This window comes from Imperialibacter sp. (genome assembly GCF_040222815.1).
Lineage (GTDB): Bacteria > Bacteroidota > Bacteroidia > Cytophagales > Cyclobacteriaceae > Imperialibacter.
Window position 1 is genome coordinate 243,014 of sequence record NZ_JAVKCH010000040.1, and the last position, 15,584, is coordinate 258,597.

Here is a 15,584-nt window from a genome sequence, read left to right on the forward strand (position 1 = left end):
AGCCTCCATACGATTCTTCATGAAGAATTCCTTAAGTTACTTAATTGCATTTTTGTTGCTCTCCAGCATTCCGAGCTTTTCGCAGCAGTGGATCGAGAAAGCCAACGTTATTCCTACAAAGGATCTGGCAGATGGTGACCTTTTCGGGGCTTCAATGGAAATACATGATGACATTTTAGTGGTTGGGGCCCTTCTAAGTGATGAGTTTGGGTTTGAAGCTGGAGCTGCCTATGTTTTTCAAAGAGTTGAGGGCACGTGGGTGAAAATAGCGACACTTGAACCTTCTTTGAAAATGGATAAAATGCAATTTGGAGCGTCAGTTTCAATTTACAATAACCTTATTGCCGTTGGAGCTCCTCAGTATAAAGCAGATGGCCAAACTTTTTCGGGGATTGTGTTTTTGTATGAAAAGATTGGTACCAGTTGGAGCGATGGTACCGAAACATGTATTTTAAGGATGTCAGAGCCCAGCGTTGGCGGTCGATTTGGTAGCCGACTCTCAATCAATAAGGATGAAATATTGGTTGGTTCTTCTTCTGTTGGTCATATTTTCAAAAAACCAGCAACAGGATGGGAAAACATGGTCGAAAATGCAAAACTGATGATTCCTAATGGAGCCTACCTTGGAGGTTCGAACTCCTCACTGCTACTAGAAAATAATTTTGCAATTATTGGTGCTCCAAACTACACTGTCGACAATGCCCTTATCGGCGCTGCATACTACTTCGAAAAACCTGAAAATGGATGGGAAACTACTGACATTTCTACCACCATTCTATCGACGATGCCAGGACGAAGTATGGAGTTTGGCCACACCCTTGCCGTCAATGACTCCGAGCTCTTTATCAGCTCCGGGCATGACTCACAGGCGGGCCGAACTAATGATTACATTCATATATACGATCTACCAAAGATTGAAGGAGTTGAAGTTTCATTCCTACCAAAGGCGATTCTTGAAACTGTAAATACAAAGGCAGCTGGTCGAATTAGTTCAATTGCTGCCTCAAATGATAAAGTATTCGTTGGTTCAGCTAACGGATTAGATGACAACATTTCTTCGGGCTTAGCCCTAATATTCACCAAACCCATTCAGGGATGGAAAAATTCAAAGATATCCGAGAAAGTTACCAATATTAGCCCTGACAAAAATGGGGCATTCGGCTCCAAAATCATAATTAGTGGCACGAGCCTACTTGTCAGCGACCCGATGAAGAGTACAGGAGGTGGCCATGGCAAAATTTATACGTTTGGTCAGGGTTTTGAGATTTCAGAACCAACTAGTACTCTTGAATTCCAAGTTGAAAACGCTACTTGGGATGAGTATGGTTGGGCCGTAAGTATTTCTGGCAACTACGCCGCTATCGGCAGCTACAAAGATGATGAAGCGGCGCAAAACGCAGGTGCTGTTTACCTTTACGAGCGAAAGGAATCAGGTTGGAAATTTGCAACAAAAATCATCCCGTTCGATGGGGAACCGCTCGGTAATTTCGGGTACTCTGTATCAATTTACGGAAATACACTTGTTGTAGGAAGCCCTGGAAAAAATGAAGGAAAAAGCTCCGCAGGTGCTGCCTACATATATGAAAAGTCGCCAACCGGCTGGAGCTCTGACAACGCTATCAAGGTTGTTGAGCCAATTGCTAAACAAGGAGGGGCCTTCGGTAGGTCAGTAGATATCCACAAAGGCAAAATTATAGTGACGGCGCTCTACACTGGTGACTCCCACAGTATGGGAACAGGCTACATTATTGAGAAAATTGATGGAGTCTATTCGATATCGGCGGAATTAACCACAATGCAAGATCCAACTGGCGCCAGATGGTTCGGGCGATTAGCCTTTATCTACGAGGATGAAGTAGTAATTGGGTCTAGATTCGGAATGTTTGCTTTCCAAGCAAATAATACTTGGCACAATATGACAGAAACTGCGACACTGGCTAGTCCACAAACCTCAATATTTACTGATTTCACAGACATCGATATCGCACCGGGTGTAGCTTTTTTTGGTCATCCACGACCAGCTCTGAGATGGCCGAATTTCGAAGCAGGTAAAGTATTTGTACATGAAAATGTAGACAACGATTGGACAAACGTAAGCGTCACAGCCACATTAATGGGCCCTGAAGAGACTGATCGGGAAAGATTTGGCTCTGCTGTATCAGCGACTGCAAATTTCGTCGCAGTTGGCAACTATATGGATTCTACTGCCAACGAGCAAAGGGGGAAAACCTATCTTTTCAAGAAACCTTCAACCGGGTGGAATGGAGAAACCCTGCATGATTCTGCTTTACTCCCAAGCAACTCTGCCCCTGAGGCCGAATTTGGCTTCGACGTGAGCATGTATGGGCATACACTTGTAGTGGGTGCCCCCAACAACGATACCGAATCGGGTTTCAAATCAGGGTCAGCTTTCTTCTATGAGTTAGATGCCCCATTTATCACAGGCGTCCGTTCCCTCGAGTCGGGGCCTTTCAAGGAAGGTGATATCTTCCAAATTGCAGTGGATTTTAACGAAGTGATAGAAGTAACAGGAGAACCTTACTTACTTCTTGAATTTGACGACCACAAAATTGACACGGCTTTTTACAGCCACGCTGAGTCGCAGACAGTCTTTCTTGACTATGAGGCCAAAGTAAACTACAAAAGTACCCATCTCGACTACCGCAATGAAAATGCTTTTGCAGGCACATTTACAATAACCCGGGGTGATGCTGTAGAGGCAGTAACGGTGCTCCCCCCGGTTGGAACCGAGGAATCGCTGACAGGGCAAAATATTGCCTTCGATTTTGTAGCACCCGAACTGGTTGAATGGGATGTGCCGGAGTTTTTCTCCGATGAAAACCGGGAAGTCAAATTAACTTTTTCAGAAGAAATATTTGGTCTTTCACAAGAGGATTTTTCATTGTCAAACTCGTCGTTTGTAGACCTTTCGGGGTCGGGGTCTATTTACTACTTAACTATTGCTCCGACGGACGAAGGTGAAGTTACAATAGAACTACATGCCAATTCAATAAGAGATTTAGCGGGTAATGAAAATTTACAGCCTTATGTTTCCATCACCACCTATGACAATACAAGACCAGAACTTCTCGAAGATCCGATTCTTCCTGAAATCACTAACAGCTCTTTTCAGATCAGTTTAACTTTTAAAGAACCCATTGTAGATTTCACAGCAGACGACATCATTTTAGTAAATGCCAACCTTGAGAACTTCGCAAGTACTGTAAGTGGAGTTACGTTTGATATCAACCCGATCGATGATGGGCAGATAATCATCGAAATTGAAGAAAGCTCCTTTTCAGATAGGGCAGGTAACACCAATGACCATTTGCAGTTTTTTTCCAAAGCAGACGTTACCCCTCCGCTGCTTCTTTTTTCCGGAGAGTCTCCTGTTTTCATAAATGTGGACGAGCTACTGATCTCCTTTTATCCATCAGAGAAGATCAAGGAATTCACCGTAGATGACCTAATGTTCTCAAATTGCTCCTATGAAGCGTTTGACGAAGGCGACAACAGCTATCATTTGCGATTGATCCCAAATAACGAAGGCCTCTTTCGGGTAAAACTCGGGACCGCATCTTTCACAGATAGCATCGGCAATTTCAATGAAGAATTTGTGCTGTTGGAGGGCTTCTATGACTTGACTTCGCCTGAAGTAATTATTACTACTGAACACGCTCAGTTTGTCAATGGGCCATTCGTTGTGAACTTCAAGTTCGACGAAAAAGTTACAGCTTTTGATATTGGGGATATTAACGTCACAAATGGAGAAATAGTAGCTTTCAATTGGCAGGATAGTAGCTACAGCGTCATGATCAACCCGATAGAGGAGACTGAAATAGTAATCAACGTTCCTAAAGAGGTGCTCACCGATTTAGCAGGTAACCTTTTCGAGGCCGAAGCAAGTATATTATTGATTTATGATTCAACAGCTCCCACTGTGCTGTTTGAATTGGTAGAGAACAGCATCCCTGACAAACTGATCACCTTGGATTTGATGTTTTCAGAACCCATTGAAGATTTCTCTTCGGACGCTTTGCAAATTGAGAACCTTGAGCTGATTCAAGAATCCTGGACTGAAAACACGCTCACTGTTGTTTTTCAACCAATAAAAGATGGTATTGTATCCGTTAAGCTGGGTGAAGGGGGTTTCCATGACAGAGCAGAAAACGACAACATAGAGGAATTCTCTTATTCATTTGTATTTGACTCTCACTACCCAACTGTCGAAATACGTCCCGACACCATATTTTATATCAACAAACCTCTCCTGGTAACTTTCCGCTTCGACGAGCCAGTAACTGGATTTGAACTCTCGGACATTCAAGGCACTAACATGTCGGCAAGTGAGTTTTCCAAGATAGGCGATAGCCTCTACACAGTCCTAATCACCCCGTCTAAAGATGGTACCTTCAAGGTATTAATAAATAAAGGTGCTTTTTCGGATCTGAATGGCAATCTTAGCGCCGAAACGTTTGCAAGCCCCTCGATTACTTTTGATCATACTCCACCAACCGTCACTATCTCTGGGAACGACAATCAACCCATCAACAAAAAACGGGAGATAACGCTAACGTTTAATGAGCCGGTGTTGGGTTTTGACTCACTTGACGTCGTTACTGACAACTGCGAAATAACAGACTTCAAAGAATTGGGCAGCAACCAATACAGTTTAACCCTTAACCCCTTGGCTGAAGGAAAAGCAATAATTACAGTACTTGAGAGCTCCTTTACCGACAAAGCCCTGAATCCTTTCCCCCAACTAAAGTCAAGGACATTCTGGTTTGACAAAACCAGTCCCCACATATCCTTTGTAACTGAAAAAGAGGACTATACCAATGAGTCTTTTGTGGTTGAGGTGGTAGCAAGTGAGAAAGTTCTTGGATTTGACTTTTTAGACGTGGCAGTCCATAATGCTACATTTTCGCTTCAGTCAAGAAATGATTCAAGCATTGTGGGCAAGGTTACTCCCGTGTCGGACGGAATTGTCGAACTTTCAATCGACATTGAAAAATTAACAGATCTTGCCGGCAACTTCAATAAAACAAAAGCTGTGAAGGCGCTGATGTATGATGCAACTCCTCCCCTGGCATCGGGCAACTTTGAAAGAAATGACGAGTCGCAAGGAGAGTTAACAATAACTATCTCTTTCGACGAGCCTGTTGAAGTAGATTTTGCAAGTGCCTTGACCATAGAAAATTTCACGATTGCGAACCTCTCCGTGGACAACAACAATGCCTACATTACTGGAACGCCCGTGCAAGATGGAACTGTGAAAGTAGGTCTCCTTAAAGAGTCTTTCTTCGATTTAGCTGGCAATTCCAATAGCGAAGAATTCAAGTATAGTTTTTTTTACGATTCAACCCCACCTTCATTTCAAATGATTGCCTCTTCGGGAGAATATGTAAACAAAAATTTCGATGTAACTATTTCTTTATCAGAGCCAGTAGAGGACTTTTTACCAAACGACGTTAGTGTTACAAATGGAGATTTTTCCCTCACAGCCACCGATTCGTTGAATTATATGCTGCACATTGAGCCAGTAGAAGAAGGCTTGTTGAGTATTGTTATTGGTGACTCCGTTTTTTTCGACAAGTCAAGAAATTTTAACCAAGGCCAAACGCTTGAGCTTATCTATGACATTACAGCACCAATGGCCCAGGTAACCGTTAACCGTGAAACATTACTAGCCAAATATTTTACCGTAGAGTTTTCAGAAGAGATTGTAGGATTTAACAAAGATGTGATACAAACTGAAGATATAAAGATAGATTCGGTCAGCGTACAGAACTCCCCAAACTCCTATTTGGTCTATTATTCCTTTCCTGCACAGAACAAGGGCGGTGTTATAGATATTGATAACAAAATTGTGACAGATAGGGCTGGAAACGGGATGGCTGATGTTGAAAGCATATCACTGTTTCCGCTATTGGTAAGCAAGTCAGCAGAGGCAAGTTTTAAAATCTACCCTAACCCAGCAAGCAGCTATCTGACCCTTGAGTTCTTAAAACAAGCTCCCGTAAATTACAGAGGACATATTATCTCTCTGGACGGCAGGATACTCCTGAAATTTGACATAACCGAAACTACTACCAAAATTGATTTAAATGATATCCCTTCAGTACAATCGATAATCCTAATGCTAACTGACGATGAAGGACGCAGTATCCATTTTAAGAAAGTCCTATTGGATAGAGATTAAACTTTGCGAAATTACGAGCTAAAAGCAATCTTGCCCAATGCCTTACACCATCCATCAACAGCTTGCCTACAACGTGTGGGCCAATGAAGAACTTGCCAAAACCATCGACCGGGTAACAGAAGAACAGCTGGTGCAGCCAGTGCTGAGCAGCTACCCTACCCTCAGAGAAACTCTGCTTCATATCTGGGAAGCCCAGGTGATTTGGCCTTCACGCATGCAGAACAAAGTGATGGACAAATGGCCCCGGTTATCGTTTGTTGGTGGAAAAAAGGAGGTGATGGAGGCGTTGGTTACCTCGGCAAAAGACATGCAGAAGTTTGCCTCGGAGGCGGGGGCTGAGTTCCTGACTGAAAAAATGGTCTACCGTAACATGCGCAACATGCCGTACGAAACCGTTAAGGAAGAAATACTTTTTCACGTAGTCAATCACGGCAGCTACCACCGGGGCCAGGCCATTACAATTATCAGAGGCCTGGGCATCACCAAAATCGACAATACAGACCTGATCACGTACCTGCGAATATCCTCCGGCCAACAGGTCTAGTCGCAGGTGGCATTTTTCACAAAATACCCCGCCAATTTTGAACAGACCATAAATTGCAAGCCGGTGGGGCAATCACCTCTTCCTTTCAATATATTAATTTGTTAGATTGTAGGGTATACGGGCCAGTCCTAACCTATTCAAGTTGGCCCATGGCTTAACTAATTGAGTACAAAACCTTACTTACTATGAATTACAACCGTAGAGATTTCATCCGTACTGCCGGAGCGGTATCAGCAGGAGCACTTATTTTACCACAAATGGGATGTGGCAGCAGCAAAAGTGGTGCTGAAACTGCTGCCGAAGGCGCAGCAGCCACTGCCGAAACTATGGCCAAGCCAACATTGGATAAATTTGGCATCCAGCTTTATTCGGTTCGTGATGTGATCCCCGCCGACCCAAAAGGCACCATGAAGCAGCTGGCTGGTTTTGGCTATAAGCAGTTTGAAGGCTACGAAGGCCCTCAGGGCATGTTCTGGGGCATGAGCCACACTGAATTCAAAGCCTATATGGATGAGATTGGCGTAAGCTTCATTTCCAGTCATTGCAATGTGACCGAAAATTTTGAAGAGAAATGCGCCCAGGCCGCCGAAATAGGCATGAAACACCTGATTGCTCCCTGGATCGGCCCACAAAAGACCATGGACGACTGGAAGGTGGTAGCCGATAAATTTAATGCATGGGGAGAAACAGCCAAAAAAGCCGGCATTCGGTTCGCTTACCACAACCATGGCTACACTTTTGAAGCACTGGAAGGGCAAATGCCGCAGGACTTTCTGATTGAAAATACCGATCCGGCCGTGGTGGACTTTCAAATGGATATTTTCTGGGTGGTGACTCCCGGAGCCGACCCCATTGCCTATTTCGAAAAGTACCCGGGCCGCTGGGTGTCCTGTCACATAAAAGACCGTGAAAAAGATGCCCCTGCGGGCGAAGGAGATGCTTCATGCATCGTGGGCACAGGCAGCATCGATTACGCCAAAGTGCTTTCTGCAGCCAAGGCCTCTGGTGTGAAGTACTATGTAGTGGAACAAGAGAAGTATGCCAACTCCACCCCTATGGACAGTGCCAAAGCCGATGCCGAGTACGTTTCAAAACTTGTATTTGCTTAAAACAATATAGCTGCCCTGTCTTCGGAAGGACAGCTTTTTATACACCTACTTTTCACGTTTACAACTACAACACAATGGATAACTCACGCAGATCCTTTATCAAAAAAAGTGCGCTGGCAGGCACTTTGGCCTTCGCTGGCAGTTCGTTGCTATCCGAATCGTTATTTGCTGCAAAAGGCAAGCAGCTCACGGGCCTTCAGCTCTACTCGGTGAGAGATGACATGAAGAAAGACCCGATGGCTACCCTGAAAGCGCTGGCTGACATGGGCTATAAGCACGTGGAGCACGCCAACTACATCGACCGCAAATTCTATGGCTGGTCGGCCAAAGAGTTTAAGAAAGTGCTCGACGATCTGGGCATGAAAATGCCTAGTGGCCACACCGTGATGCGCAGCGACCACTGGGACGACGCTAAGAAAGATTTCACCGATGCCTGGAAGTATACCATAGAAGATGCTGCTACGGTAGGCCAGATGTATGTCATCAGTCCGTCGATGACGCAGGGCCAACGCAAGGAATATGATCAGCTGATGCTGCTGATGGAGCGCTTCAATAAAAGTGGTGAGCTTTGTAAAAAGTCAGGCATGATGTTCGGCTATCACAACCACGACTTTGAGTTCAACGAAAGCCTGAACGGACAGCTTCTTTATGACATCATCATGAAAAATGCTGATCCCAACCTGGTGATGCAACAGCTGGATATTGGCAACTTGTACAACGGTGGGGCCACGGCGCTCGAGATCACCAAAAAGTGGCCGGGCCGCTTTGCTTCTATGCATGTGAAGGACGAGATTCTGAGCAAGGAAGGAAACGAAAAATACGAAAGCTGTGTGCTTGGAAAAGGCATCGTACCAGTAAAAGAGGTGATTGACCTTGGCAAAAAGGACGGCACCATCCATTTCATCATCGAGCAGGAAAGCTACCAGGGTATGGCACCGCTCGCCAGCATGAAAGAAGACCTGGGAATTATGAAGAAGTGGGGATATTAGGAGAGGATTTGAGAACTGAATATTTGAGGATTTGAAAGAAAGGCGCCAATTAGCGCCTTTTTTGTTGTGTGTTGAGCCTGTTACTCATCTTCGTAGAAATCGTAATCGTAGTCGATGGTGAATTCAAGCTGCTGATCGACATTGTAAATGTCAGTCCTTGTTCGCAGACCATCGCTGTTATAAAAATGCTCACGATAGTTGTACATCGTCCCTTTGATGCGGTATTCTACCCTTTGAAGCAAATCGTTAGAATAATAAAATTGGTAATCTTTGTCCCTATAACTAACCTTTGACAGTTTTTCACCTTCGTATGCATACAGAATATCTTCCCAAGACGGGCCGCTTCCGTAAATTTTACTCCTTTCAACTGCAAACTCCGAATCCTCGTCAATGACGTACGTTCCAGAGTACTTGGTCAGCCTGTCTCCCTCGTACTCAAACAATTCTTCATAGCCTTGGAACAATGATTTGGGAACTTCTTTTCCGTTGAGATAAAGTCCCGTTACATTCTGATTAAGCCCCTTTTCTTTCGTCAAAATTCTCAAAGGCAGGCCGTTGTTACCCTTTTCAACATTTACGTCGTAATCAAAAAGTTCGCCCATTCCGTGCAACCTCGGATGTTTTTTCTTAACTAAACTGATATACTTTAACGGCCAGTCATTTCCATACAAAATATTGTTTTCGGCATTACCCAACTCCAATCCATCCATGACCAATGGCACATTAATAGGATCGGGGTCTGTCCAGAACTCCCGGCGAAAGGGGTTTTTATAGTTGTAGGGATACGTCATGTGCTGGTCTACCCTATCAATCGTGCCGTTGGGGTGATAATATGCGACGGCGATTACCCTGTCGTCCTTCTCCTGGGTGTCGCTCTGGTGACTGGTGAAGCGGGTGGTGATAGTCTTAATATTCTCCATCGCTTTTATCGGGTCGGCATTCCTGCTTCCTTCCCAGGGCTCCACACAAGCGACCATCAGGAGAGCCAGGCCATAAAACAAGCCCGTCCAGACCAACCCACGATAGAACTTGTTCTCCCTAAAAGAATGCAGGCTTTCGATCCTTCTTTTCACACTTTTGGCACTGAAGAAATTGCTCACTCTTTCATAGTAAAGCGTACTCGACAGATCGATCAGCATATGAGAGTATGCCTTCCTGTCTACATGGTTCATCATCGCCTCGTCAGCTTCATATTCGGTATTGAGTCGAATTTGGCCTTTCATCAACCAGCCTATCGGGTTAAGCCAAAACACTGCTGTGTAGACTTCGGAAAGGAGAAGATCGAGACTGTGCCACCTTGTGGCATGCACGTGCTCATGCCGATAAATAATCGATTCCTTTGAGGTATTGAGAAGGCTTTTGCCAATGAAAATAAGGTGAAAAAATGAAGCACCGGTAAAGGCCTCCTTGTCAACAATAAAAAAAGAAGAAAACTCACCATCAACCTTTTCCGCTGATTTCATTAGTCTGTAAACGCCGTACATGCTGGTGACGATTCTTACCAGGAAAAACGTCACACCAATTAAATAAACGAACAAGAGGATATCTCCTGTTTCCAGGTTGCTTACCTGCTCCACAGGAAGCGCCGCCGTAGCTATTTCAGGTGCTTCGTGCATTGAGGTGGTGCTCACCGGAGAGGCAACCGGCGACGGTGTGGCAATAAACGATGAGGCCCTGGGCTGCTCTTGAAAAGATAAAGTCAAAGGCGAGGACAGATGGAGACCGGAAAACGGGATAGCTACTGACATCAACAGGCAGCTTAGCAGATAGAGCCTCCTGAACTTTACAGAGGTGCTCTTCGCCAAGATCAAAAAGCCAAAGTAGAGGATGGCACTGGCCCCACTTACTTCAAGTAGATAGATGAAAAAGCTATTCATGGTCTTTGTTATTAATGATGTCTTTTAGTTTTTTTGCCTCTTCAGCCGAGAGGTCTTTGCTGCTCACAATAAACGACATGAGGCTTTCGTACGAGCCATCGAAGTAGTCGCTCATCATGCCCGAGAAAATGCTTCGCCGGTATTCGTTCTTGCTCACCTTAGGGTAGTACATGTGCGTTTTTCCGTAGGCTTCATGACCTACCAAACCCTTCGTTTCCAGTATCCTTACCAAAGAAGAAATAGTATTGTAGGGCGGCTTGGGCTCAGGTAGCAGCTCGATAATGTCTTTTACAAACACTTTCTGCTTGCTCCAGATAATGTGCATGACAGGCTCTTCTGCCCTGGTTAATCGTTCCATGAAATGAATGTATAACTAAAAAATAAGTTATACAACTGATTAATCAGTTTTTATTTGAACACACTATGTTTTTAGCGTAAATTTTCGAAGTAATACTTATATACTGTAAATTGTTACAGATAACGAAAAGGGAATGCTCAAGAAAGTAAATACAGGGTTTACCAACGCTAAGGATTTCTCCTACCTATGGATACTACTTGTGTTATTCTCATGCAGCGATGAAAGGCCCTCTCCTGAAAGGTCTGCTTTGGTTCAAGCACCGTTTGTCGGCACCTGGAAAGTTGTGTCGGCACAGGAAGATGGGGTAACGGCGGCGAGCTGGGAAGGGCTGAACGTGGCCTTCGAGCAATTAAAAAAAGACAGCGGTAGCTTTTTCTTCCCCGACACCCCTGTTGATTCCATTTGGCCGCCAGTGGGCGGGTGGAAGTACAATGACGAAAACGCTTTCACAATGAGGGATTCCGTTGGGGTTTACTTCTCTTTCAACCAGCAGAACCAGCTGGTGACCATGTTTCATATTCCCTACGTCGTGGATCCACCAGAGTGTGAGGCGCCATGCTCATTTGATATTGCCGGAAACTGGCGGTTTATTTTTGACCCTGTTGAATAAATGGCTATGGGCCGAAGGCATTCCTCACAGGGCATGATGACTAGAAAAGATAATTTAGATTCCACGTACGCTATGACTGAAAATCAATATCCGGCAAAACTGTCCTTCGAAGCTGTCCTCTATTTGGCAGTTGGCTGTTTGTCACTTTCGTGCAGTAAAGAGATTGATACCCGGCCGACATTTGTACAGGTGCCATTTTCGGGTACATGGATAGTGTCAGAAGCACGAGAGGACGGTGTTCTACAGAATGAATGGCTGGGGCTGGAGCTAACCTTTGAGCAGCTCAAAAAAGACAGCGGAGCCTACTATATGCCGGCAACACCCAGCGACTCCGTTTGGGCAAAAAGCGGCGGGTGGCAGGTGACAGACTCGATCCACCTTGTGAGGGACAACTATGCCAACCTATACATTTTTTTCAACAGAGAAGGCAAGCTGCTGACAACGTTCACAATTGAATCGGCAGATACTACTCGTACCTGCCCAGACTACCCTTGTGTGCTTGATACTACCGGCACCTGGTTGTTTACTTTTGATCCATTGCCAAAAAATTGAACCCCACATCCGGTTTCCTTCTATCGTTCGGGAAATCCAGGTCTTTTACGGGATAGGTAAGAACCTCAGCCGACTCGGGCTGGTATCCGCTGTCCTTCCTCGCAATGGTTAGCTCAATGGAATTCAGAAAGCCAAAGCTGTTCACGCTGTCGTAGTTGTTGCCATGCACATGCTGCACATAGTGGGTGGCCCTGGTGGCTTCCAGGAACGGTACAATGGCTTCGATATTCTCTTCTACGTTGTGAAACTCTATCAGCAGCAGCTCGATTTTATCCAGCTTGCCGATAATGGTGTCGAGCAGCTCGTATTCGGTTCCTTCCACATCGAGCTTCACCCCATATCCGCTACTTTTTTCCAAAAGCTCTCCAAACGACTGCACCTCCGAATTACTTTCAAGCCCGATGTGCTTTTTGACAAACTGCAGGTTGCCAGAAAATATCTGCTTCATGCGCAACATCATTGATATCTTTCCCCACGACTGAGCAGGCGTATCCTGCACACCCAGGAACCGGAAAGGGTACAAGGCAATTTTTCCAAAGTTTTTGAGCACCCAGTAAAGCATGGTGCTGTTGAACCCTGATGTTCTGTCGAAGGCAACGATAGGTAAATCAGGTCGGCGTTCTTTCAATTCTATCTCAAACGACCAATCGTACGACAACCCGCAAGAGATAAAGTGACTGCAATTGGCCAAACTTTGAGATGAAAAAACGTAGCCTCCGTCGTAACTTCTGCCCACTCGTATCAGATCCGCCGGAGCAACAGGACGCAGCAATTCCAAAATTCCCAGGTTTTCTTCCCGCATATCTACTCTCTCTTTCATCTTCAATGGCTAGCTGGCGCAAAACAAAATGCAAATATGCGGGTATTATTCAGTTTTCTGCTAAAAATTTGCTCAGCGTTTCTTCTTCTTGTAGATATTCTTCAGGTCGTTTTCAAACAACGTATACGGATCGCTATAAAACTTCATGAAGTCGGGCACACTTACCTGCCCCGGATAAGGTGCATAGTAGTGTGTTGGACTGCGGATGTCGTTGCGCCACACCAGCACGTAAGCCAACCGCATCTTGTGCATCCGCATAGTCTTGAGCAGCGTCTCCGTCCACCAGGTTTCGTTGGGAATCGACTCCAGGCCTGTCTCCGTAAAAGCAGCCAGCTTACCGGCCTTTCGGGCGTAGTCCGACACAATCTTCAGTTTCAATGCAGCCGTGTCAATCGCATAGCGGTTGCGCCCCATGTCGCCATAGTTGTCCATGCCTACCATGTCCACCCATTCGTCGCCGGGGTAGCGGGCCAGGTATTTTTCTTCTGTAAGGAACTGATTATCGGGTGAAAAGGCGTAGATGAAGTTGTGTACATCCAGGTCGTCTCGCAGGTAGCCAACTGTGAATTGCCATAAGGCGATGAACTCTTCTCTGGTGCAATGCGAAGCACCCCACCAAAACCAGCCACCGTCAAACTCGTGATAGGGCCTGAAAATGACAGGTACGAGCTCTCCATTGGCTCCTTTGATGCTGTGTGCCCAATCAGCTATCCCTTTCAGTATCTCCTTGTATTGTTCGTGTGCCTGCCCGCCCGGAATGATATAACTCACAGCAGGCAGCGACACGGTGTCCCGCCAGTAGAAGCCTCCGCCCGACACAGGGTTTGAAAAGTGCCACGCAATGGTTGTAACACCTCCCCTGTTGTAGGTATCCACCACATTCTTTCTCAGGCGCTCCTTAGCTTGCTCAATTTGCTCTTGTGAACGACCTGAAAAGCCACTGAAATCCACACCCACCATGGCGGGATGGGAGCCGGTCACCGATTTCACATCAGAGCGGTCTTCGTCGCCAGCCCAGCCATGCCCGTATTCAGTGGCGTGCTGGTGGGCAAACAGCGTATGTTTTTTGGAAAGCTTCCGAAGGCTTTTGTAAAGCTTTTGCGTTTCCCGGGTAGCGTCCTTGTCTATAGGCTTGTTCTTCTGGGCCTGAGAAGTCACAGCGAGAAAGCAACTAAATACTACGCTAAATAGAATTCGAGGGGTAAACATGGGCGATGTGTTTGCGTGAGATTACAAATCAAAAATATCGTCTCTGAAACCCTCCCTCAACGTTTCATCCACCAGTGGTAGCGGGCATTCGTATCAAAACAAGGGGAGAAATCGCTCAACAGGTAAACACCGTCAAAACCAACGACTTCCACCTGGTAGTTACAAGGTGTTATTGGGCATTGGCAAGCAGGTGTATTAGTCCCTTTTTATGTTTCTCTATTCCCTGTTGTTTTCTGTAGCCTCCTTTCTTCGAAGGATTAGGGCGCTCACAAGAGAAATAACGAGGGCAATAGGAAATACCTCCGAAAAAGTAATGAGCACAACTGCAACGGGGTTTTGATACATTTCAACAAAAGAGCTCATTTCAGCAGCCTTCGCAGATAACTCCGACTCGCTTGCTCCCTCAATTTTCGCCATGTACATCACATGCTCACTATATTTATCCAGAAAGTCGGGCATGAACAAATAGTAATCGAAAAGCCACACCACCACATACATGGTTGCGGCCACGAGGCTTATATAAAGCCCGGTCAGGAATGCTTTGCCAAAACCGATAACGCCTCCATTCTGTTTGTCTCTGAATGTTTTGATGCCCACAAAAATGAAGGAGAAGGCGGCGATCAACAGGGTATAACCGATTACATCGTTGCTCTCAAATTCTGGATTGGTGTAACACTTATTGGCCATAAACAGCATCATGCCAGTGATGATGACGCCTGAAATAAGGCCGAAAACAAGAACTATCTTTTTCATCGTCGTGATTGTTTTTTTGTTGGATGCTGGCAAAGATGCAGGATGGAGCCTGCCGATTAATCACACTTTCGGGTGATTTTGACTCATTCACCCAAAAGGATGAGGCGATCAAGCCACAATTCCCAACTTTCTTGCTTTGTCGACGGCCTGTGTTCTGCGGCCCACGTCAAGTTTTTCAAACAGGTTTTTTAAGTGCGTCTTCACCGTGTTCAACGACACAAAAAGCTGATCAGCAATTTCCTGGTTACTTTTGCCAGCCGCCATCAGCTGTAGCACTTCGAGCTCCCTTTGGCTAATGCCCGTTTCCTTCAATGCTTCTTCGTTGGCAAGAAAATGCGCTGAATCAACAAGCACAGCTTTCTCTACTATTACCGTTTTAGGCTTTGTGAGCTTGAGTGCCAGCCAGATGCCAAGGCCTGTAAAAAGAAGAGCAAGGCCGCCTGCATAAATGGCGAAAGCATTATGGATAATGAGAAAGCGTAATTCCAGCCACCGGAGCACAATGAGAAACAAAGCCATAGAAAGGCCATAAGTGAGGAAGTGTCTGTATTTGGAAACGGA

12 protein-coding genes are annotated in these 15,584 nt (G+C 45.5%); 6 read left to right on the forward strand and 6 right to left on the reverse strand.

Annotation, left to right across the window (positions count from 1 at the left end; translation table 11 throughout):
* Positions 1-19: 19 nt before the first annotated feature.
* From RIF36_RS20715 to RIF36_RS20730, 4 genes are all read left to right on the forward strand, one after another.
* Positions 20-6,202 carry an Ig-like domain-containing protein gene (locus RIF36_RS20715; RefSeq protein WP_350124153.1) on the forward strand — a complete coding sequence of 2,061 codons (6,183 nt, stop codon included), beginning with the start codon at positions 20-22 and terminating at the stop codon, positions 6,200-6,202.
* Positions 6,203-6,239: 37 nt separating this feature from the next.
* The gene (locus RIF36_RS20720) at positions 6,240-6,746 is read left to right on the forward strand and encodes a DinB family protein (protein ID WP_350122129.1); all 507 of its coding nucleotides are present in this window, start codon (positions 6,240-6,242) and stop codon (positions 6,744-6,746) included.
* A gap of 185 nt (positions 6,747-6,931) precedes the next feature.
* Positions 6,932-7,855 carry a sugar phosphate isomerase/epimerase family protein gene (locus tag RIF36_RS20725; RefSeq protein ID WP_350124157.1) on the forward strand — a complete coding sequence of 308 codons (924 nt, stop codon included), beginning with the start codon at positions 6,932-6,934 and terminating at the stop codon, positions 7,853-7,855.
* A 74-nt stretch (positions 7,856-7,929) separates the two neighbouring features.
* Entirely contained in the window at positions 7,930-8,844 is a 915-nt protein-coding gene (locus RIF36_RS20730) for a sugar phosphate isomerase/epimerase family protein (RefSeq protein WP_350077674.1), read from the forward strand.
* Between the two features lie 80 nt (positions 8,845-8,924).
* Here the strand turns inward: RIF36_RS20730 and RIF36_RS20735 are convergent, their stop codons facing one another.
* Together RIF36_RS20735 and RIF36_RS20740 are read right to left on the reverse strand one after the other, a co-directional pair.
* Entirely contained in the window at positions 8,925-10,721 is a 1,797-nt protein-coding gene (locus RIF36_RS20735; RefSeq protein ID WP_350124160.1) for a M56 family metallopeptidase, read from the reverse strand.
* Positions 10,714-11,079, reverse strand: a complete 366-nt coding sequence (locus tag RIF36_RS20740) for a BlaI/MecI/CopY family transcriptional regulator (protein ID WP_350124163.1) — start codon at positions 11,077-11,079, stop codon at positions 10,714-10,716. Before RIF36_RS20740 ends, RIF36_RS20735 begins: the two co-directional genes overlap by 8 nt.
* 133 nt (positions 11,080-11,212) lie before the next feature.
* Between RIF36_RS20740 and RIF36_RS20745 the strand changes: the two genes are divergently transcribed.
* Entirely contained in the window at positions 11,213-11,689 is a 477-nt protein-coding gene (locus RIF36_RS20745; RefSeq protein WP_350124166.1) for a hypothetical protein, read from the forward strand.
* Positions 11,690-11,722: 33 nt separating this feature from the next.
* A complete protein-coding gene (locus RIF36_RS20750) occupies positions 11,723-12,241 on the forward strand; it encodes a hypothetical protein (RefSeq protein WP_350124169.1) in 519 nt (172 codons plus the stop codon).
* Here RIF36_RS20750 and RIF36_RS20755 read toward each other — a convergent pair.
* From RIF36_RS20755 to RIF36_RS20770, 4 genes are all read right to left on the reverse strand, one after another.
* Positions 12,213-13,061: a class I SAM-dependent methyltransferase gene (locus RIF36_RS20755; protein WP_350149579.1), complete on the reverse strand. Its 849-nt coding sequence runs from the start codon at positions 13,059-13,061 to the stop codon at positions 12,213-12,215. The genes RIF36_RS20750 and RIF36_RS20755 overlap by 29 nt on opposite strands.
* Before the next feature lie 72 nt (positions 13,062-13,133).
* Positions 13,134-14,270, reverse strand: coding sequence for a glycoside hydrolase family 26 protein (locus tag RIF36_RS20760; protein WP_350122488.1), 1,137 nt, complete (start codon positions 14,268-14,270; stop codon positions 13,134-13,136).
* 216 nt (positions 14,271-14,486) lie between these two features.
* Positions 14,487-15,023 carry a DUF4199 domain-containing protein gene (locus tag RIF36_RS20765; RefSeq protein WP_350122490.1) on the reverse strand — a complete coding sequence of 179 codons (537 nt, stop codon included), beginning with the start codon at positions 15,021-15,023 and terminating at the stop codon, positions 14,487-14,489.
* Between the two features lie 108 nt (positions 15,024-15,131).
* The gene (locus tag RIF36_RS20770) at positions 15,132-15,542 is read right to left on the reverse strand and encodes a helix-turn-helix transcriptional regulator (RefSeq protein ID WP_350149581.1); all 411 of its coding nucleotides are present in this window, start codon (positions 15,540-15,542) and stop codon (positions 15,132-15,134) included.
* Positions 15,543-15,584 lie beyond the last annotated feature (42 nt).